Here is an 18,406-nt window from a genome sequence, read left to right as displayed (position 1 = left end):
AGTTTTAATAACAAAATAATAAAAAGAGTAAAGTACAAATAATTTCTCTGTACTCTACTCTTTTTCAATCTAAATAGAACTATATTATCTTTTCTTATAAATTATACTTTTTATTATATCTTTATAAGTTCTTATATGCCAGTATAACCTGTATTTACAGGCTATGCTGGATTTTTCATATTGGAAGACCTTCTTATATATTCTATTTTTTCCTACGTTCACGATACTTCTTTATAGTTAAATTTCTAATCAGTATAAGAACTATAGCAACAATAATAATTACAATGGTTTTTATCATTGTGTTCCTCCTTAATGGTTGCCTTTTTCAACAATCCTCGTTGATATGATTGCTGAAATAGCTACTATCAATACCATCATCCCAATTGCCCCTATAATGAGAACCATGTTATTTGGAACAAAATTTAGGGTTGAGTTAACTTTATTTTCTGTTAGTAACTTCACTAAATAGTAAAACAACAGAAAACCTACTGTCGGAATGAACATGAACATTTTCCCTTTAATGGAACCAAAGCGGTAATATCCTGGAATTTGCACACACGCATAAATACAAAATAAAGCCGCACATGAAAGGAATGATACTACTATCTCTTGTGGAGAAGGGGCTGATGTCTTGAAGTTCAGGATAATAACCTGTACTAACAGAGTAAATACCAAAGCGGCAAAACCTGTCAAAAATATAATCAAATATCTGCCTAAAACCAAAGCATTTCTTTTTACCGGAAGAAAGCCATAAAAACGGTCAAGGTTATTTTTTTCAACTACAGAAAAAGTATATCCAGTTGTCATTGCCATAACAGTTGCAGCAAAGGACAATCCTTCAAAAAGTGTCCCTGTAAAAAAGGTAATCAGTAACGGAACAAGTAAAACAAGAAGCATGGACTTCAAATACGGTTTTAGAAGTAATAAGTCCAATTTCATGCATTTTATTGTATAGTTCATCTGTATCCCCCCTTATCTTTTTCTGCCTGTCTGCTCATGAACACGACAATATCATCAATACTTGCAATAAAATTTTCTGCTTGTGAAGCATATAGTAAATCTTCGGTTTTGATAAGTGCTTCATATCCTGTTGCAAATGTCCTTAATCCAATCAGCTTGCTTTCCAATTCTTGTTCAAGAGATTTTTTGTCGCCATTCACAACTCTATATCCATCTATAAATTCCTCTTTCCCTCCAGTAAATATTAGTTCACCCAAATTAATGTAAGTAATGTAATCCGCAATTTTCTCTAAATCACTTGTTATATGTGTTGAGAAAAGGACGCTATGTTTCCCATCTTCAATATAATCAGAAAGTATCTCTAATAGCTCATCACGAGATACAGGGTCAAGCCCACTTGTAGGTTCATCAAGTATTAACAATGTGGCATCGTAAGAAAATGCACAAGCCAACATCAGTTTCATCTGCATACCTTTTGATAACTCTTTTACTCGCTTTTCTTTTGTAATTCTGAATTTAGAAAGCAAAGACCAGTATTTTTTGGTATCCCATGCAGAATAGAAACACGTAAATGCTTTTTCCACATCTGACATATTCCACTCGTCCACAAAGTAACTGCTGTCAAATACGACACCAATATTCTTTTTAATTTCCTGCTCGGCTGAATTACCAGCTTTTTTTGCTTCGCTAATCGCTTGCTCCATTTTTTTTGTAGCTTCGTCAATTAGGTGCTGTTTAATTAAATCTGAACTTTTTTCTGCTACAAAGCAGCCTTTTCCTTGTATGTTTTCTATGTATCCCTCGTCTTCTAATTCTGTATATGCTCGATTAACCGTAAGAACGCCTACTTTTAGGTCTTTGGCTAATGCCCGTATTGACGGCAATGTGTCACCTGGCAATAGCTCGGAAGTTAAAATTGCACGAAGAATTTGACGTTTAATTTGTTGATATATGGGTGTCTTATAGTTATTTGATACTACAATTTTCAATGCTCCTCCTTATAAAATATTTATTCAACTGTTTTACTGTTATGCATATGAGTATAACAGTTGAAAATCATTTTATCAATTGGGAAAACATGGTATATAGATATTAACTATTCTTGTCAAGACCATGATATGTGTAATCATGTGTAAAAGGAGGTATGAATAGACAAGTCTACACAACACAGACATATTGAAAGTCTGCTTGACGATATAATCATTAAATTTCTTATAAATAAAGTTATATCATTAATAAGATATAAAACTCTTATTCCTTAATATGCTGTTGCATTAACCAAACCTTCATCATCATCTTTTGTGGCAATAGTTTTGCTAAAAAATGACTGGATTTTGTATTGATACCATACACAGAAATATCTTTATTTTTATTTGTATCCTTCAATGCTTTTTTAGCAACAACATCTAGAGTCACTATGCCCGGGAAATTTTTTGTCCCTTTTTCTGTTGCAACTATACCTCTCTTAAATAGGTTTGTACTCATCCATCCTGGACATACAGCAATTGCATTTATTCCTTTATCTTTAAGTTCAACATTTAATGCTCTTGTATAATTTCTTACAAACGCTTTAGTTGAGCTATAAATCTTTTAAAAAAACTTTTACCTTACTCCCAAATTCGTCTACTAATTGATTTAATCGTTCCTTGTTTCTTGCAATTGCCCATATCTCTGTTATTTCTTCTTCATTTATTAATAACTTTAGAAACTCCTTACCAACACCACTATTAGCACCAGTTATAATTGCAATCTTCTTATAACTCATAATTTTTCTCCTTTACTATAAGTTTATACGCTCAAACTGTAAACTTATTTTTTACAAATAAAACGCCCTCTATTCAGATGTTATATTCATATCATTTTCAACAATTGTTACGTAGTATAAAAAATAGTATTAACAATGGCTTATATATCTATCATATAAATTTATTTTATTACTTTACTGTATTTATTAATGATATTCCACTTCCCATTTTCATTTCTTAATTCAAAGCTTATTTTTGAATAATAATCTTCTCCAGATTGTGTTACTATGACCTCATCCCCAAACTTATTTTTGTAAATATGTTCTTCTATCTTATTTTTCGTATGACCTACAACAATAGCGTCTATTCCACCTACCGACATTGCAAGTTTTTTTATCTCACTACTTGGATTTTTTAGAGTACTATTATTATCTGAATGTACAACTGTAACAATCACATCAGGATTTTCCTTTTGCATGACTTTTACCCACTCTCTTGCATCTTTTACTAAGTTATTAGTATATAATTTCTCTGCTTCTTTAGGAGCTTTCAAAGTCTTAGAGACTTTGCTTAAACTTGAGCCACTTAAGTCTTTTTCAACCTTATCAGTAGTAGTAAGACCTAATACTCCAACCTTTATATTTCCTTCCCTAGTTTCTACATTATGAATTATATAAGGTTTTACATAATTTTCTCCAGATTCATCATATATATTAGCTGATAAGACTGGTATCTTCATTTCTTCAAAGTTTTCTATAATATAATCCAACGTGGATTTTTTTTCAAAAAAATTCTCTTTATCCGATGTAAGCTCATGGCTACCAAGTACTACAGCATCATAACCAAGATATATAATTGGCCATTCATTTATTTTTTTATGGATACCTTTATTTTCATTGTATTGCCACTCTTTAGCCCATTTAGTCATTTCTTTTGTATTAGCATTTATAAAATCTCCAGTATCTATAAATATAGGTTGAACAGCTCTATCTCTTTCATTGAACAAATTAACTGCCATTTCATCTGAAAATTTTGGATTCAGACCAGAGGTTGTAATTATATTTACTTCCTTTCCAAAAACTTTTAATTCACTATATTTATCTTTTATAAACCACTTCTCATTCTTCTTATCCAACTTAAAATTAATCTTTGATACACTATTACCATGAGCTCCAGGTTGTGTTACTATTACTTCTTCACCAGAATTATTTTTATATGTATGCTGTTCTATTTTTTCATGCGTATGACCTGCTACAATAGCATCTATTCCCTCTACAGTTGTCGCTAGTTCTTTTATTCTATTTCCTGGATTTTTAGGATTTTTTGGTTCTTCACCTGAATGTACAATGGCAACTATTATATCTGGCTTTTCTTTTTCCATAACCTTTACCCACTTATTTGCATCTTCTACTAAATCATTTGCATATAATGTCCCTTTATATTGAGGTTGCTCACCAAGTTCTCTAGCTTTTTTATCTTGTGCAAAACTTTTAAATCTAGAACGTTCCCCTATTTCTTTTATAGTCAGACCGAGTATTCCAACCTTTACAACTCCCTTATCAGTATTTACATTTTTCATTACATATGGCTTTACGTAGTTTTCTCCAGATTGTTCATATACATTTGCCGACACTAATGGTATGTTATTATTTTTAAAATCAGAAACCAATTTATCAAGACTCTGTTTGTCGTTAGAGACAAATTCATGATTTCCAAATGTAACTGCATCATATTTCAGCTTTGCCATCTTTTTAGCTAAAGGAACTTCTCTCTCACGTGGTTCAGCTATTTTTTTGTACTCTGGTATCCCATCTTTAAATCCTACAAGTTTTTGTCCAGTAAACCAATTGTTCATTTCGCTACTTTGCATGTCAAAAAAATCTCCTGCATCTACCATAAGTAGATTTTCATCATACTTTCTTTCTTCCTGCACATAAGAGACTAGATTATCTGGAATAATTGAATGTAAATCACTTGTAGCAAGTACATTTATTTCTGTATCTTTGGTACTTTGACACCCCACAAGTAATCCTATTAAAAATATTATTGATGTCACTATAATAAATTTTATTTTCATAAAAACGTCCTCCTTAGATTTTTGGATGATAATAAAATTTAATATCATACTTTATCTTTGCTATATAAGTTTGCACTATTTATTATACTAAAAAAACTATATGTAAATTCCTTTTTAATCAAATCTACATATAGTTTTTTTAGTTATAAAAAATATCCTCATTAATAAAAAACTTCTTTGTACTACTTCACTTTCTTACTCTGAAAATGTACAAAGAAGTTCATTTAATATACTATATCCCACAGATATACAACATCTTTTTTTGCACTTATCATTTACAAGCCAATCAGAGACATTTTGCTCTGGATATATACTCTAAATAAAAATAACAGCTTAACACAAAAATCAAACTGTTATTTTTATCCTTTATTTACCTTCATATCCCCCATGTTTATCTTATTAATGAGATAATATTGTCGTGTTGATAATATTGATTCAAGATTGATTGGAAATTTTATACATAGGATAACATCATTTCTACAGTAAATTTTTTATTTCTATAGTAAATTTTTATAGTTCTCATAAATAATTGTGATACTTTTTATAATAAATATCAGTTAACTATACTGTATTGATTATTTTATTCAACGTATTGATTATTTTATTCAACATTATAAAATTGCTTGTACATCGTAAAAACAGTTCTTTCTCAAAAATAAAAAAGCCTTTGAACTATTTACATAACTCAAAGACTTTACATCTTATAATTCAATATTAAGCCAATTTTGCTTTAGCAACTTCTGCTAATTTTGCAAATCCTTCTGGGTCTTGTATAGCCATTTCAGATAACATCTTTCTGTTAACTTCAATACCAGATAATTTTAATCCATTCATTAATCTTGAATAAGATATTCCATTCATTCTAGCAGCTGCATTTATTCTTTGTATCCAAAGTTTTCTGAAGTCTCTTTTCTTTAACTTTCTTCCTATATAAGCATTTTTCAATGCTTTCATTACGAATGTATTCGCTGGTCTATATAATTTGCTTCTAGATCCTCTGAATCCTTTTGCAAGTTTTAATATTTTCCTATGCTTTTTACGAGCATTCATAGCTTTTTTAACTCTTGCCATCGTTATGACCTCCTTCTATATCCCTCTTCTATAGTTATTATTTATAATCCGTATCCTAGTATGGTAATAATTGTGCTATTCTCTTAGCATCTCCATCACTTACTAAAGTTGATTTTCTTAAGTTCATTTTATTTTTTGCAGATTTTTTAGTTAATTTATGTCTTTTAAACGCTTTAGGTCTCTTCAACTTTCCAGTTCCTGTTTTCTTTAATCTCTTTGCTGCACCTCTATGACTTTTCATTTTAGGCATGACAAATTCCTCCTCTCAGTTAATCATCTATTTTTTTGGATCTATAATTACAACCATATTATTTCCCTCAAATGCAGGGGCTTTTGTTGGTTCTCCAAACTCTTTTATTATATCTAAAAACTTAAGCATAACTTCTTTGCCTATGTCTTTATGTCCTAGTTCTCTTCCTCTAAATCTAAGTTCAACTTTGACTTTATCCCCTTTTTTAAGGAACTTTATAGCATTATTAGCTTTCGTATTTAAATCATTTTGTTCAATACCTGGTCTAAGTCTTACTTCCTTTACAACTATAGTTTTTTGCTTTTTCTTAGCTTCTTTGTCTTTTCTCGCTTGCTCATATCTAAACTTTCCATAATCCATTATCTTACATACTGGTGGATTTGCATTTGGCGAGATTTGAACTAAATCTAAGTTTTTGCTATTAGCCATTGCTTGAGCTTCTTTAGTAGGCATTACTCCAAGTTGTTCACCTGTTGATGAAAGGACTCTTATTTCCTTATCTTTTATTTGTTCATTGATTGCTAATTCTTTGCTAATTGTAGGACACCTCCAAATTTTTTATAAAATAAAAAGCGAATGATATAATCATCCGCAATATAAGTTACCAAATTTAAACAAGCTTAAACTAACATTAAGCTTTAACTTATATTTACCTTACTAACCTTCGTCGTAAGGTGAGAAGCGGACTTCTTCTTTGTTTTATTCTTACCCTATCTACTATATCACTTAATCAAATTATTTGCAACTATTTTTTTAGTTTAGGAAAAATTTAATTACTTTCTCCTACTACTAATTATATGCCTATGCTACTCATTTTGATATTAATTTTTAAATTTATATCCTAAAACCTTTTATATCTGAATATTATACATAACACTATACTTAATATACCTTAAATGTATACAATATAACATTTTTTATCATTTTCATTTTATTTAGTTTTATCACATTTTACTCAATATTATCTATATTTATCACTTTTTATTCAATATATAAAATCAATCTCTATATATACATAAATTCACTTTTTCATACATATCACAAATTTATTTTTATTTAGATAACATGTATATTTTTTCCATGAAAAATAAATAATAAAAAATAGTAAATATGGAAAATATAAAATTGATTAACAATAATTAATTACCTGAGGTGTGAATATGAAAATGCTAAACAACTTTTTTAAGAAAATCAACAATCCAGCTCCTGTCTTTGCACAGACAAAAATGGAAAGAGACAATCAAACAGATGATTCACTTTCTACAAAACCAAAGACTACATTTAGAGACGTTGCTGGATTAGACGAAGTAAAAGAAGAACTATTTGAAATAGTTGATTTTATGAAGTCACCACAAAAATATCAAAAAATGGGTGCAAAGATACCTAAAGGAGTATTATTTTATGGTCCCCCAGGAACAGGGAAAACTTTACTTGCATCTGCTGTAGCTGGTGAAACAAACTCATCATTTTTCAATGTTACAGGTTCAGAATTCGTTGAAAAATATGTAGGTGTAGGAGCAAAAAGAGTTAGAACTTTATTTGAAAAAGCTAGGAAAGAAGCTCCAAGCATAATATTTATAGACGAAATAGATGCTGTAGGAGCAAAAAGACATCTTGAAAGTAACAATGAAAAAGACCAAACACTAAACCAACTTTTAGTTGAAATGGATGGATTTAATAAAGATTCCAATGTATTAATAATAGGTGCTACCAATAGACTTGACTTATTAGATGAAGCTTTACTTAGACCAGGAAGATTTGACAGACACATTCATATAGGTGCACCAAATTATCACACTAGATTTGAAATTCTAAAGGTACATACAGATGATAAGCCTATAGACAAATCTGTAAATCTAGAACTTTTAGCTAAAAAAACTCATGGTTTCAATGGAGCCCATCTTTCAAATATAGCAAATGAAGCAGCTATATTTGCAGTTAGAGATGACAGTGAATGTATTACATCAGAACACTTTGACAAAGCACTTGAAAGAGTTATTGCAGGATTAGAATCTAAAAACTCTGCACTAGTTGAAAAAGAGAAAAAAATAGTAGCGTATCATGAGGCTGGGCATGCTCTTGTAAGTGATATAGTAGGAATTTGTCCTATACAAAAAATATCTATAGTTCCTAGAGGACAAGCATTAGGTTATGTTCTTCAACTACCTGATGAGGATAGATATATTTATACTAAGGACGAATTGGTTGGAAAAATAAAAATATTACTTGCTGGAAAGGCTTCAGAAGAATTAATATTTAACCACAAATCTACTGGTGCAAAAGATGACTTGAAGAAAGTCACTGAAATAGCTAACCAAATGGTTTGTGAATATGGTATGAGCAACTTAGGATTTATGACTATTGATGGAAATGATAAGACTTTCTTATGTGATAAGGTTCAAAAGGAAGCAAATCGTATAGTTGAAGTTTGTTATAAAGAGACTTTAGAGATGTTAAAGGATAATCTTGAAGATTTACATTCTGTTTCTAAGTTCTTATTTGAAAAAGAAACTATGACTCATGAAGAGTTAAAAGATTTAATAGGAAAAGAAGCCGTAAACTAATGTAAATTTAAAAAGATGAGTCTTATCAAATTTAAGACTCATCTTTTAATTTTATCTGTTAATATAAATATTACCCCTACATAAATACATTAAAATTTATCGTCAACTAATATTAGCCAATAGTCAATACCTTTTATATACTATTTGTAAAATTGACACTTCAACGTCATTCACTGCTAATAATAAAACCTGATATTTCATAAATTTTCCTCCTAATTTTTCATTAAACCTTTTTTTATATTTTATCAATATTTTTTATTAATCCTTCTTTTTTTCAGCATTTTTTATTGCCTCCTTATTTTATCAGTTTAAATACGAAAACACTATGGCATATTTGTAAAATATATGTTGACATCCATCTTAAAGCTTCACAGTTTATATTTAAAAAAATACTTTAAATCTCACTGTCTCTATTTAAAAAGCTACCTTAATTGTACTTATATAATTGATAAGTAAAGGTAGCTTTTTAAATTTAATTAAATAGAATATCTATTATTAATTTATGTTTACGTTTGACCTTATTTAAATTTACATTATAATATTATAATCTACTTATAAGTGGTTGTTATATTACTTAAGTAGATTAATATATTACACAAATATACTTGCATATAATTTATATTGATACTATATAAAAATACGTTTACTTATACGTTTTCCTCCTCTTTTTTTAGATTTTTTATCCACTCTTCAATAAATAATATATCATCTTTACTCAAATTAACATTTTCATGTAATGATAACAATAAACTTTTTATAGAAGAATCATGAATATTTATAAGGAAATCTCTTGTTTCAACAATTATGTATTCCTTTTCTTTAATTAAAACTTCATAATGTGTATATTTATCTATCTTTTGAGAATTTAGAAAACCTTTTACTACCAATCTAGATAAAAGAGTCAAAGTTGTTGTTTGCTTCCATTGATATTTTTGTTCCATTTCTAAAACGATATCTCTTGATGTTACTTTCGAATCTAACTTCCATATAAATTTCATTATCCTTAATTCTGATTGCGGCAACTTTTTTATATTCATGATAAAACCTTGCTACTCAGAATATAGACAAGCAATATCCATAATAAAATTTTTCGATTAAATACATCTTATACGGATTTATATAAGCTTAGATTTATAAGATATTTTTCAATCTTAATCCTAAATTTAGCTATTTGTACACAGTAAATATATATAAATAATGTCAAAATTCTCTTGTATTATATTGCTTAATTTTATGAAATATTTTGTACTCAGCTATCTATTTTGGATACTTGTCCAGTAGCTCTCCCTTCTTTTAAATTATTTAATTTTAAACATTTGTATTTCAGTAAATCTTATTTCCTTTAATTTTTGCTTCTTAACTTTCATACCTCTTAAAAATAATGTTAACTGTAATTTTAAGATTATAATTTTAGCCTTGTTTAGTTGAAAAATTCTATATAATTATATTTTGCTATTTTAGAGTTTTTTATTTATATCCTATATAGTTCAAATTTTTTTATTAATTTTATTATAAATATTTTATATATTTCAACATATATACATGATATATCCGAAAATACTACATTAAAGTTCTACTTTAGTAGAACTTTTGAACGCAAAATACGCCAATTAAAAATATTTTCTTTGCTCTAAATAAATAACACTTGCTTCAAATAAATTACACTTACTTCAAATAAATAATCCTTATTTCAAATAAATTACACTTGCTTCAAATAAATAATCCTTGCTTCAGATAAATAACACTTGCTCTAAATAAATAATTATAATAAAATAGACCTATAATAATTACATAAAATCTATTATAATTATATAGAACCTTCTACAATTAAAATATTCTTTAACATATAATTATATTTTTCTTAAAATAAAAAACATTATATCTTAATTCTATTTTAGTAGAATTTTTTTGTCAAGAATATAATTAAATTTAATTAAAAAATATAAAAAAACGGAATTATTTAAAAAATTTAACAACCTTACAATAATTCCAAAATATTATTTCTATGAAAATTTTGATACCATAAGTAACTCAGCTATAAGCGCATGAAGCATAAGTTACTCTTTTTTAATAAAACTTGACAAGAAAAGAATTTATTATTATTCTACTCTAATAGAGTTACTTTGTCAATAAAGAATAAAATTATTTTCAAAATATTTTCATTCTTCATTCTTATCTGTTATTATCTTATAAAATATTACTTAGTCTGAGGTAATTTTAATGTTGTTTTTAGACCTTGACAATCAATACTCTTAATATCTAACTTACCCTTATGTGCATTAATAATACCTGCTACTATAAGAAGACCTAGACCATGATTTTGACCTTTAGCATATGCCTCACTCAAACCATTATGAGCCTTTAATAAACTATTAATTTTTTCTTGGCTCATGCCTCTTCCATCTGTCAATACAATATCTAAAATTGCACAATCTGGCTTTATATTTCTAAATATCCTAACAACTTCTTCATAACTTGATGCCAAAAATACTCTACTAAACCCCTCTTTTCTTAGGATTTCATCTATCATTTTCAGTAATTCCTTGTGCTCATCAATTACAAGTATTTTTTATCTTTTATTCACTCCATAACCATTACCCTCTTTTAGTATATCCATTACCCATTTTCACAAATTTGTCTCAATAGACTATTTAAGGTTATCGTAATGTAAACTTCAACTATCTGAAATGTAACTTATTTACGTATGACATTTAGATGACTCAAAGTCAATTATTTAAACTTTTAAAGTCTTCTAAAATATCTTATAATACTTTTAAATAATATAAAAGGGGGGTTGAATATATTTGAATCAAGATGTGGTGTCTGTTGTGACAGTTGTACAAGAAAAGAGCAAGTAAATTGCACTGGTTGCCCAACTATGGAAAAACCATTTTGGGGTGGAGAATGTAAGGTTAAAACTTGCTGTGAAGGTAAGGAACTTAATCATTGTGGGGAATGTGATATTTTCCCTTGTGATATGCTTTTAAATAAGGGAAAAGACCAAGGTTTTGACCCTATGATAAATATTGAGCAATGCAGAAAATGGCTTGAAGAAACAGTTTCTAATTAATTATCTTAGAATGTTTTGTTAAGTAATTTATCTAATCCTTTGTTAGGTAGTATATTTAGTCATTCGTTAATTGGTATATTTATACATTTATTGACTGGTATATTTAACCATATAGATAGATTTACATAAAACTTACGACTATTGACTTGTATATTTAACCATATGGATAGATTTACATAAAACTTACGACTAAAAAAGAGTTGAGTATTAGTTTTTATTATTTAAAAATGATATTCAACTCTTTTTTATGCCTAACTTTTTTGATTTTTTAATCTTTCCAATACCACCACTTTAATTTTTCTGGTTCTGGATTTTCAGTTGATGCAAAATATACTGCACATCGGTATACATATAACTAACATCTATCTATATGCTGTTCACGCATTAAGCATTCTTTTTCATACATTTGTGCTGGGTTTGCATCTTTAAGTGATTTAATCATTGTACACCCCAACATTATTGAAGATTTTCTGTTGCTTTTCCTACGACTAGAGTTTTTGCAATTCTCCACCTTTTTTCTGAATTTGATTCTTCGTATCAAATTATCAAAATCACTATTCATTCCGAGGTAATCTATCTCTTTTAAAAAAAGTACCTTCCAAGCTGTTTCACTAAGTGGCTATTTTATTATTTTTATTTTCCTTATCTATATAGTAATACATTTCATTATATAGTGATAGATTTCATTATTTATACAATGATATGTATTACAAAATTTAGATTAAGTAATATGTATTATAAAATTTAGATTAAGTATTTTATTTTAAATTTTAAATACAATTTAAAGTTTTGATTTGAAATATACTTTACATTACTTTATTAATAATTGAAATATTATATTTTATTTTGAAATACTATATTTCATTTTGAAATTATTGTATTTCATTTTAAAATACAAAATAGGTAAATAAAGTATCACTACTAACACTCTTTAAGAAAAGGTTTGTATAAATTTTTATTGAATTCATTTGATTCGTATTTAAATTGCAATAAATTACATAAAAAAATAAAAAAATTATTATTAATCCAAAAAGTTGGCATATTTCATGCTTTTATAATTTAATATAAATCTAAAATTTAATAAGGAGAAGAAAATGAATAAAAAACAGTTGATGAAATTCTTACTTGTTGCATCTATACCAATAATTGTATGGAGTTTGCCTACACCACAAGGATTAAAAAAAGAAACTTGGGATATTGTTGCTTTATATCTAGGTTTACTAGCAGGTCTTGTTATTAAACCATTTAAAGAACCAATAATTACTTTAATCATCGTAGGGGTAGCACTTATGTTCATGGATGAATCAATACTGCTTCATGGATACTCAGACAAGATGACTTGGTTTTTAGTTGTTGTAACGATTGTCTGTACAGCTTTTGTAAAGACAGGACTGGGAAAACGTATGGCGTACAACCTTCTACTAAGAGCAGGAGATTCTACTCTGGGACTTGGATACTTAATGATGATAAGTGATTTAATACTTAGCCCAGCTACAGGTTCAAATGCATCTAGAACAACTATTATATACCCTATATTTAGAAATATAGCAGAAGGTGCAGGTTCTAAACCTGATGATGAACCTAAAAAATTAGGTGCATATTTAACAGTATTAACATATGTAGTCTCTCAAGGTACAGCGGCACTATTTTTGACAGGTATGGCAACCAATGCTATAACAGTTTCTTTAGCAACTAGTATGTTAGGTGTTAACTTAACTTGGGGAACTTGGTTTATGGCATCAGTTGTACCAGCAGGTTTATTCTTACTAATAGCCCCACTTATAGTATATAAGATATATAAACCGGGCTTAACTCACCTAACAGATATTAAGCCACAAATAAGAAAAGACTTAGAATCATTAGGTGTTATTACAAAGCATGAAAAGATATTAGTTGTATTCTTTATTCTTGCAATTCTTGGATGGATGTTTGGTGAAAAAATACCTTTTGTAAACTTAAATATGCAGGTAGTAGGATTTGTATTCTTAGCATTGGTTCTTATAGCAGGGATTTTAGATTGGGATGATGTTATTGGTGCTAAAGGAGCATGGAATGTATTTATATGGTATGGTGCATTTTATGGTATTGCTGGTTCGTTAGCTGATGCAGGTTTTTATAATTGGCTAGCTGATAAATTAGGTACAGTACTTAATCTATCAAATGTAAATGGATTATTAGTTACAGTAGTACTATTGTTAGTGAGTTTGGCAGTTAGATACTTCTTTGTATCAAATAGTGCATTTGTAGCATCTTTTTATCCTGTACTATTTGCAATAGTTTTATCTACTAAAGCAAATCCAATGGTAGTCACATTATTACTAGCATTCTTTGCAAGTTATGGGGCTTTATTAACTCATTATGGAAATGGAGCTGGTCTTATAGCCTTTGCATCAGGATATGTATCTCAAAAGGATTTCTGGAAAGTAGGTACTATCATGGTAATGATTGCGTTAGTAATATTCCTAGTAATAGGTTTACCTTACTGGAAAATAATTGGATTATGGTAAGTATATATTAAATTTATATATTGGAGATGAATAACTATGCTAGATTTACTTATTATAAATGGTCATGTAATAGACCCTAAAAATAATGTAAATGGAAATAAAATAATTGCTATATACAATGGAAAAGTAACTGAATATAAACATGGTGATAAAGCAAAACACACAATAGATGCAAGAGGTAAATTTGTTTTTCCAGGGTTGATTGATGCACATGCTCATATGTTTGCAGATGGAACTGAAATTGGTATATATCCAGATAGTACCTACCTTCCAACTGGTGTTACTAGTGCAATTGATTGTTCTGCAGGAGTAGCAAATTACCAACTTTTTAAATCTTCAATTATAGCTAGAAGTAAAGTAAATATAAAAAGTTTCTTGCAAGTTTGCTCAGCAGGCTTGGTAACTACTAGTTACCATGAATGTATTGACCCAAAGTATTTTAATCATGAAAAAATAGAACGAATATACAATGAAAATAAAGATAATATATTAGGTCTAAAAATAAGATTAAGTGAAAATTTGGTAGATGGTCTAGGAATAGAGCCATTAAAAGAAACTATTAAAATAGCTGAAAAAATAGGATGTCCTGTTGAAGTTCATTGTACAAATTTACCAGTTCCTACAGAGGAAGTATTAAACATATTAAGACCAGGAGATATATTTGAACATGTATATCAAGGTGTTAAAAATACTATCCTCGACTCAAATGGCAATTTATATGAATGTGTGAAAAAAGCAAGGGAAAGAGGAATCATATTTGATACAGGAGAAGGTAGAAAACATGGTGATTTTGAAGTCATGTTAAAAGCAAAAGAACAGGGATTTATAGCTGATATTTGTAGTACAGATTTGGTACTAGAAAGCATGTTTAGAAGACCTATATTCTCTCTTCCAAACCTTATGTCTAGATACATATGTATGGGAATAAGTCTATATGATGTTGTAAAAATGACAACTCAAAATCCAGCTAAACTTATGAAAATGGAAAATCAGATAGGATGTTTATCAGAAGGTGCAAATGCAGATATAGCAATATTTGACATCATGGATGTTAAACAAATTTACACAGATTGGAAAGGTAGTAAATTCGAGGCAGATAAATTATTAAAAACAGAAATGACCATCAAAGATGGATTTATAGTATATTGTGCCCCAGATTACATATATGAAAATTAATTAGGAGGAAAAAAATGGGTTGGAAAATATTATTACCACAAGAAATAATGCAAGAAGGTAGGGATTACTTAGAAAGTAGAGGTCATGAACTAATAACTGGTTCAGGCATGGAGACTAAAGATATAATAAATGATATAAAAGGTATTGATGCAATTATAGTTAGGCTATCTAAAATAACGAGAGAGGTATTTGAAGCTGCTGATAATCTAAAAGTAATAGTGCGTCATGGTGCAGGATTTGATACTGTCGATTTAGAGGCAGCAAAAGAATTTGGTGTTCAAGTATTGTATTGTCCAGTAGCAAATAGTACTTCTGTTGCAGAGGTAACATTAATGTATATGTTATATTGCTCTAGAAATTATACAAAAGTAAGAAAAAGCTTTATAGATGACTACTATAAAGCTAAATTAAGAACGCCTAAATGTGAGCTTGATGGAAAAACTGTAGGAATTATTGGATGTGGAAACATAGGTTCAAGAGTTGCTAAGATGTGCATGGATGGATTTAATATGAAAGTAGTTGCATATGACCCATATAAATCATCTAAAGATTTTCCAATAGGTGTAGAAGTGACTAGAGATATAAATAAAATATACAAAGAAAGTGATTTCGTTTCTGTTCACTGTCCAACAACTTCTGTTACTAAAAATTTTATAGGAAAAGAACAGTTTAATATGATGAAAGAAACAGCATTTTTTATAAATGCAGCTAGAGGAAGTGTCGTAGATGAACAAGCTTTATATGAAGCATGTAGAGATAATGTTATAGCAGGTGCTGGTTTAGATGTGTTACAACAAGAGCCAGTAGACTCAAAAAATCCTATATTGTATTTAGATAATGTAGTGGTATCCCCTCATATAGGAGCAGCAACTAAAGAAGCTACTAATAGAGCCTCTTTACACTCTGCAATTGGGGTTAATGAGGTATTTGAAGGTAAAAATCCTACTTGGCCAGTAAAATTAATAGATTGGGATAATGCAACTATATACAATGATTAGTAAACACTTATTAGGAGGAATTTAAAATGGCAATAGGAAATAGAGTATATTTAAAAAGAGACTTACCAGATAAAGAACTTGTAAAAAGATTCAGCGTATTACCAGCAGCAAATGTGGGAGACTGTATGTATAGGTCAAGTGCATTAAGCTCAGAAATAAAGTTAATGTCTTCGCCAAAAAATAGAATGTGTGGAGTTGCATTAACAGTAAAATCAAGACCAGGAGATAATTTAATGCTTCACCAAGCCCTTAATATAGCTCAAGAAGGAGATGTAATAATACTATCTAATAATGGAGATAGAACACAAGCTATCATGGGAGAAATCATGTACAAATATCTTGCAGATTTCAAAAAAGTAGCTGGAATCGTAATAGATGGTCCAATAAGAGATATTGATGTCATATCAAAGTCTAGTTGTCCAATATATGCTACAGGAACTACTCCAGGTGGTCCATATAAGGAAGGTCCTGGTGAAGTAAATGTACCTATATCTATAGGTGGAATTGCTGTCAATCCAGGTGATATAATATTAGGAGACCAAGATGGTGTAATAGTAATCCCTAAAAATGATGCAGTAGACCTTATTGAGAAAGCAGAAGCAAATGCTAAACAAGACCACGCTAAGGTCGTAAAGGCTTCTGAAGGAACTGCAAATAGAGACTGGGTAAGGGAAACTTTAGAAAAAAAAGGCGTGGAAATTATAGATGATGTTTATAGAGTTCAATAATAAATGACCTCTATTCTATATCTATAAAATATTTATATATATAAATTTCAAAATACGATTAACTACCAATTTAGTTAATCGTATTTATTTTATTTAATGAATATTTTATGAGACTGTAAATTAATTTGTGCTTTTAAAGATAATTTCCACTTTATAGAAACAATTATTTATTTACTATTAATATTTCCCAATATATGAATTTTATTTTAATAAATTGTAAAAAATGTATACTGGGATATTTCTAAATATTTTTGGAAACCATATATATTATGGCAAATTTTTAGAATGTGATTTTTTAAAATTATATTCTATTATCAAAGAATATAGATAACTGATTATATATACGGATGATTTATCCATAAACTAACCCTTATTGGTGATTTGTTTTACTAAAATCAATTTACTTTATATGGGAATTAAACTTTAACTAGCACAATAGACCAAATAATCATGGAGTATTCGATTCGAAATACGTTGACCATAATGGTGTAAAATTTAATAGGTATTGGATTAATTTACAGATTTAAATTAATATGAATAGTTTAAATCAGTTGGAAACAGTGGGTTTATTTGCCTTAATGTGTAAAAAAATGCTTCTTCCATATGCTTCCACTATATTGAAATTAGATTTTTCTAAATTTTCCACAAATATATATTAAGAATATTTCTAATAATATATTCGAGAACATAATACAATTGGCAAATACTATATATGAACTCTCACTTTCAAATAGCTGATATTGCCAATTAGACCTTAATAATTCATCAATATACTCAACGAATAATCTGGATAATACAAAAGCAATAATTATAGCAAATATACCTATAATTACCATTTTAATACTAATCTTTATTTTTCTTTGATTCATTTATTCTCCACCCTCCCTCTTTACTTTGTTTCGTACAATATAACAATTATGACCTTATGATTTTATAATATTTTATTTATAATTTTATCATTTTTGTATTTTCTTTACTTGTTCATATCACTATTATATACGATTTTTTCATAGATTTAAAAGTATTATAATCCACTTATAATTAAGAAAAGAACTCTAAATAATTAGTGTTCTTTTCTTATCAACTTACGAAACCGTTGGCAACATGAAATATTTCAACGACACGTCGCTTAGGCGAAGTAAATTTTTTATTTATTATCGTTACATAGCATTTGTAATTAGTTTTATAATTTAGTTAAAAACTTTGAGAGGTGTTTTTAAATTGTCTAAAGTATTTTTTAATATTTTAGATGTATTAATT

At 28.5% G+C, this 18,406-nt stretch carries 18 protein-coding genes and 1 pseudogene; 6 read left to right on the top strand and 13 right to left on the bottom strand.

The genetic code is table 11. The features are described 5' to 3' along the window. Positions 1 to 309: 309 nt before the first annotated feature. The 9 genes and pseudogenes from IR152_RS02745 to infC all read right to left on the bottom strand — a co-directional run bounded on the left by IR152_RS02745 (position 310) and on the right by infC (position 6,640). Positions 310 to 960: an ABC-2 transporter permease gene (locus tag IR152_RS02745; RefSeq protein ID WP_227450290.1), complete on the bottom strand. Its 651-nt coding sequence runs from the start codon at positions 958 to 960 to the stop codon at positions 310 to 312. Beyond that, positions 957 to 1,949 carry a GntR family transcriptional regulator gene (locus tag IR152_RS02740; RefSeq protein WP_227450289.1) on the bottom strand — a complete coding sequence of 331 codons (993 nt, stop codon included), beginning with the start codon at positions 1,947 to 1,949 and terminating at the stop codon, positions 957 to 959. The genes IR152_RS02745 and IR152_RS02740 overlap by 4 nt, the downstream gene beginning before the upstream one ends. A gap of 262 nt (positions 1,950 to 2,211) precedes the next feature. Continuing rightward, positions 2,212 to 2,445, bottom strand: coding sequence for a hypothetical protein (locus tag IR152_RS20355; protein WP_255624365.1), 234 nt, complete (start codon positions 2,443 to 2,445; stop codon positions 2,212 to 2,214). Positions 2,446 to 2,481: 36 nt separating this feature from the next. Then, positions 2,482 to 2,547 (bottom strand): annotated as a pseudogene (locus IR152_RS20350) (hypothetical protein); the annotation flags it as partial. Further along, positions 2,540 to 2,725, bottom strand: coding sequence for a hypothetical protein (locus IR152_RS20345; RefSeq protein ID WP_227450288.1), 186 nt, complete (start codon positions 2,723 to 2,725; stop codon positions 2,540 to 2,542). The gene IR152_RS20345 and the pseudogene IR152_RS20350, both read right to left, overlap by 8 nt. Before the next feature lie 161 nt (positions 2,726 to 2,886). Continuing rightward, the gene (locus IR152_RS02725; protein ID WP_227450287.1) at positions 2,887 to 4,782 is read right to left on the bottom strand and encodes a bifunctional metallophosphatase/5'-nucleotidase; all 1,896 of its coding nucleotides are present in this window, start codon (positions 4,780 to 4,782) and stop codon (positions 2,887 to 2,889) included. 714 nt (positions 4,783 to 5,496) lie between these two features. After that, positions 5,497 to 5,853: a 50S ribosomal protein L20 gene (rplT, locus tag IR152_RS02720; protein WP_227450286.1), complete on the bottom strand. Its 357-nt coding sequence runs from the start codon at positions 5,851 to 5,853 to the stop codon at positions 5,497 to 5,499. Positions 5,854 to 5,908: 55 nt separating this feature from the next. After that, the gene (gene rpmI, locus IR152_RS02715) at positions 5,909 to 6,103 is read right to left on the bottom strand and encodes a 50S ribosomal protein L35 (RefSeq protein ID WP_038810756.1); all 195 of its coding nucleotides are present in this window, start codon (positions 6,101 to 6,103) and stop codon (positions 5,909 to 5,911) included. 27 nt (positions 6,104 to 6,130) lie between these two features. Continuing rightward, positions 6,131 to 6,640: a translation initiation factor IF-3 gene (infC, locus tag IR152_RS02710; protein ID WP_227450476.1), complete on the bottom strand. Its 510-nt coding sequence runs from the start codon at positions 6,638 to 6,640 to the stop codon at positions 6,131 to 6,133. A gap of 623 nt (positions 6,641 to 7,263) precedes the next feature. Here infC and IR152_RS02705 point away from each other — a divergent pair. After that, positions 7,264 to 8,667, top strand: coding sequence for an ATP-dependent metallopeptidase FtsH/Yme1/Tma family protein (locus tag IR152_RS02705; protein WP_227450285.1), 1,404 nt, complete (start codon positions 7,264 to 7,266; stop codon positions 8,665 to 8,667). Positions 8,668 to 9,314: 647 nt separating this feature from the next. Here the strand turns inward: IR152_RS02705 and IR152_RS02700 are convergent. Together IR152_RS02700 and IR152_RS02695 are read right to left on the bottom strand one after the other, a co-directional pair. Continuing rightward, entirely contained in the window at positions 9,315 to 9,704 is a 390-nt protein-coding gene (locus IR152_RS02700; RefSeq protein WP_227450284.1) for a BlaI/MecI/CopY family transcriptional regulator, read from the bottom strand. Between the two features lie 1,160 nt (positions 9,705 to 10,864). Continuing rightward, positions 10,865 to 11,224, bottom strand: coding sequence for an ATP-binding protein (locus tag IR152_RS02695; protein ID WP_227450475.1), 360 nt, complete (start codon positions 11,222 to 11,224; stop codon positions 10,865 to 10,867). Between the two features lie 237 nt (positions 11,225 to 11,461). Between IR152_RS02695 and IR152_RS02690 the strand changes: the two genes are divergently transcribed. Next, positions 11,462 to 11,737 carry a DUF3795 domain-containing protein gene (locus IR152_RS02690; RefSeq protein ID WP_255624361.1) on the top strand — a complete coding sequence of 92 codons (276 nt, stop codon included), beginning with the start codon at positions 11,462 to 11,464 and terminating at the stop codon, positions 11,735 to 11,737. Between the two features lie 355 nt (positions 11,738 to 12,092). Here the strand turns inward: IR152_RS02690 and IR152_RS20340 are convergent, their stop codons facing one another. Further along, positions 12,093 to 12,299 (bottom strand): helix-hairpin-helix domain-containing protein, encoded by a 207-nt coding sequence (locus tag IR152_RS20340; RefSeq protein WP_255624359.1) that lies wholly within the window; start codon positions 12,297 to 12,299, stop codon positions 12,093 to 12,095. Between the two features lie 532 nt (positions 12,300 to 12,831). Here IR152_RS20340 and IR152_RS02680 point away from each other — a divergent pair. The 4 genes from IR152_RS02680 to IR152_RS02665 are packed head-to-tail and all read left to right on the top strand — an operon-like array spanning position 12,832 to position 17,146. Continuing rightward, positions 12,832 to 14,244: a DASS family sodium-coupled anion symporter gene (locus tag IR152_RS02680; RefSeq protein WP_227450283.1), complete on the top strand. Its 1,413-nt coding sequence runs from the start codon at positions 12,832 to 12,834 to the stop codon at positions 14,242 to 14,244. 36 nt (positions 14,245 to 14,280) lie between these two features. Beyond that, on the top strand, positions 14,281 to 15,420 hold the full coding sequence (locus IR152_RS02675) for an amidohydrolase family protein (RefSeq protein WP_227450282.1): 1,140 nt from the start codon (positions 14,281 to 14,283) through the stop codon (positions 15,418 to 15,420). Positions 15,421 to 15,434: 14 nt separating this feature from the next. Beyond that, entirely contained in the window at positions 15,435 to 16,418 is a 984-nt protein-coding gene (locus tag IR152_RS02670) for a hydroxyacid dehydrogenase (protein WP_227450281.1), read from the top strand. Positions 16,419 to 16,444: 26 nt separating this feature from the next. Continuing rightward, positions 16,445 to 17,146: an RraA family protein gene (locus tag IR152_RS02665; RefSeq protein WP_227450280.1), complete on the top strand. Its 702-nt coding sequence runs from the start codon at positions 16,445 to 16,447 to the stop codon at positions 17,144 to 17,146. A gap of 623 nt (positions 17,147 to 17,769) precedes the next feature. Here the strand turns inward: IR152_RS02665 and IR152_RS02660 are convergent. Then, a complete protein-coding gene (locus tag IR152_RS02660; RefSeq protein WP_227450279.1) occupies positions 17,770 to 18,015 on the bottom strand; it encodes a hypothetical protein in 246 nt (81 codons plus the stop codon). Positions 18,016 to 18,406 lie beyond the last annotated feature (391 nt).

The organism is Clostridioides sp. ES-S-0108-01 (assembly GCF_020662285.1).
GTDB lineage: Bacteria > Bacillota > Clostridia > Peptostreptococcales > Peptostreptococcaceae > Clostridioides.
The sequence above is the reverse complement of the archived record's forward strand: the minus strand, read 5'-3'. Positions and strand labels throughout refer to the sequence as shown.

Excerpts from the sequence above, each read along its gene's own strand:
- IR152_RS02700 (WP_227450284.1), bottom strand. The coding sequence starts at position 9,704 with ATGAATATAAAAAAGTTGCCGCAATCAGAATTAAGGATAATGAAATTT.
- IR152_RS02670 (WP_227450281.1), top strand. The coding sequence starts at position 15,435 with ATGGGTTGGAAAATATTATTACCACAAGAAATAATGCAAGAAGGTAGG.
- IR152_RS02680 (WP_227450283.1), top strand. The coding sequence starts at position 12,832 with ATGAATAAAAAACAGTTGATGAAATTCTTACTTGTTGCATCTATACCA.
- IR152_RS02705 (WP_227450285.1), top strand. The coding sequence starts at position 7,264 with ATGAAAATGCTAAACAACTTTTTTAAGAAAATCAACAATCCAGCTCCT.
- IR152_RS02675 (WP_227450282.1), top strand. The coding sequence starts at position 14,281 with ATGCTAGATTTACTTATTATAAATGGTCATGTAATAGACCCTAAAAAT.
- IR152_RS20340 (WP_255624359.1), bottom strand. The coding sequence starts at position 12,299 with ATGAATAGTGATTTTGATAATTTGATACGAAGAATCAAATTCAGAAAA.
- IR152_RS02725 (WP_227450287.1), bottom strand. The coding sequence starts at position 4,782 with ATGAAAATAAAATTTATTATAGTGACATCAATAATATTTTTAATAGGA.
- IR152_RS02745 (WP_227450290.1), bottom strand. The coding sequence starts at position 960 with ATGAACTATACAATAAAATGCATGAAATTGGACTTATTACTTCTAAAA.
- IR152_RS20355 (WP_255624365.1), bottom strand. The coding sequence starts at position 2,445 with ATGAGTACAAACCTATTTAAGAGAGGTATAGTTGCAACAGAAAAAGGG.
- IR152_RS02665 (WP_227450280.1), top strand. The coding sequence starts at position 16,445 with ATGGCAATAGGAAATAGAGTATATTTAAAAAGAGACTTACCAGATAAA.
- IR152_RS20345 (WP_227450288.1), bottom strand. The coding sequence starts at position 2,725 with ATGAGTTATAAGAAGATTGCAATTATAACTGGTGCTAATAGTGGTGTT.
- rplT (WP_227450286.1), bottom strand. The coding sequence starts at position 5,853 with ATGGCAAGAGTTAAAAAAGCTATGAATGCTCGTAAAAAGCATAGGAAA.
- rpmI (WP_038810756.1), bottom strand. The coding sequence starts at position 6,103 with ATGCCTAAAATGAAAAGTCATAGAGGTGCAGCAAAGAGATTAAAGAAA.
- IR152_RS02660 (WP_227450279.1), bottom strand. The coding sequence starts at position 18,015 with ATGAATCAAAGAAAAATAAAGATTAGTATTAAAATGGTAATTATAGGT.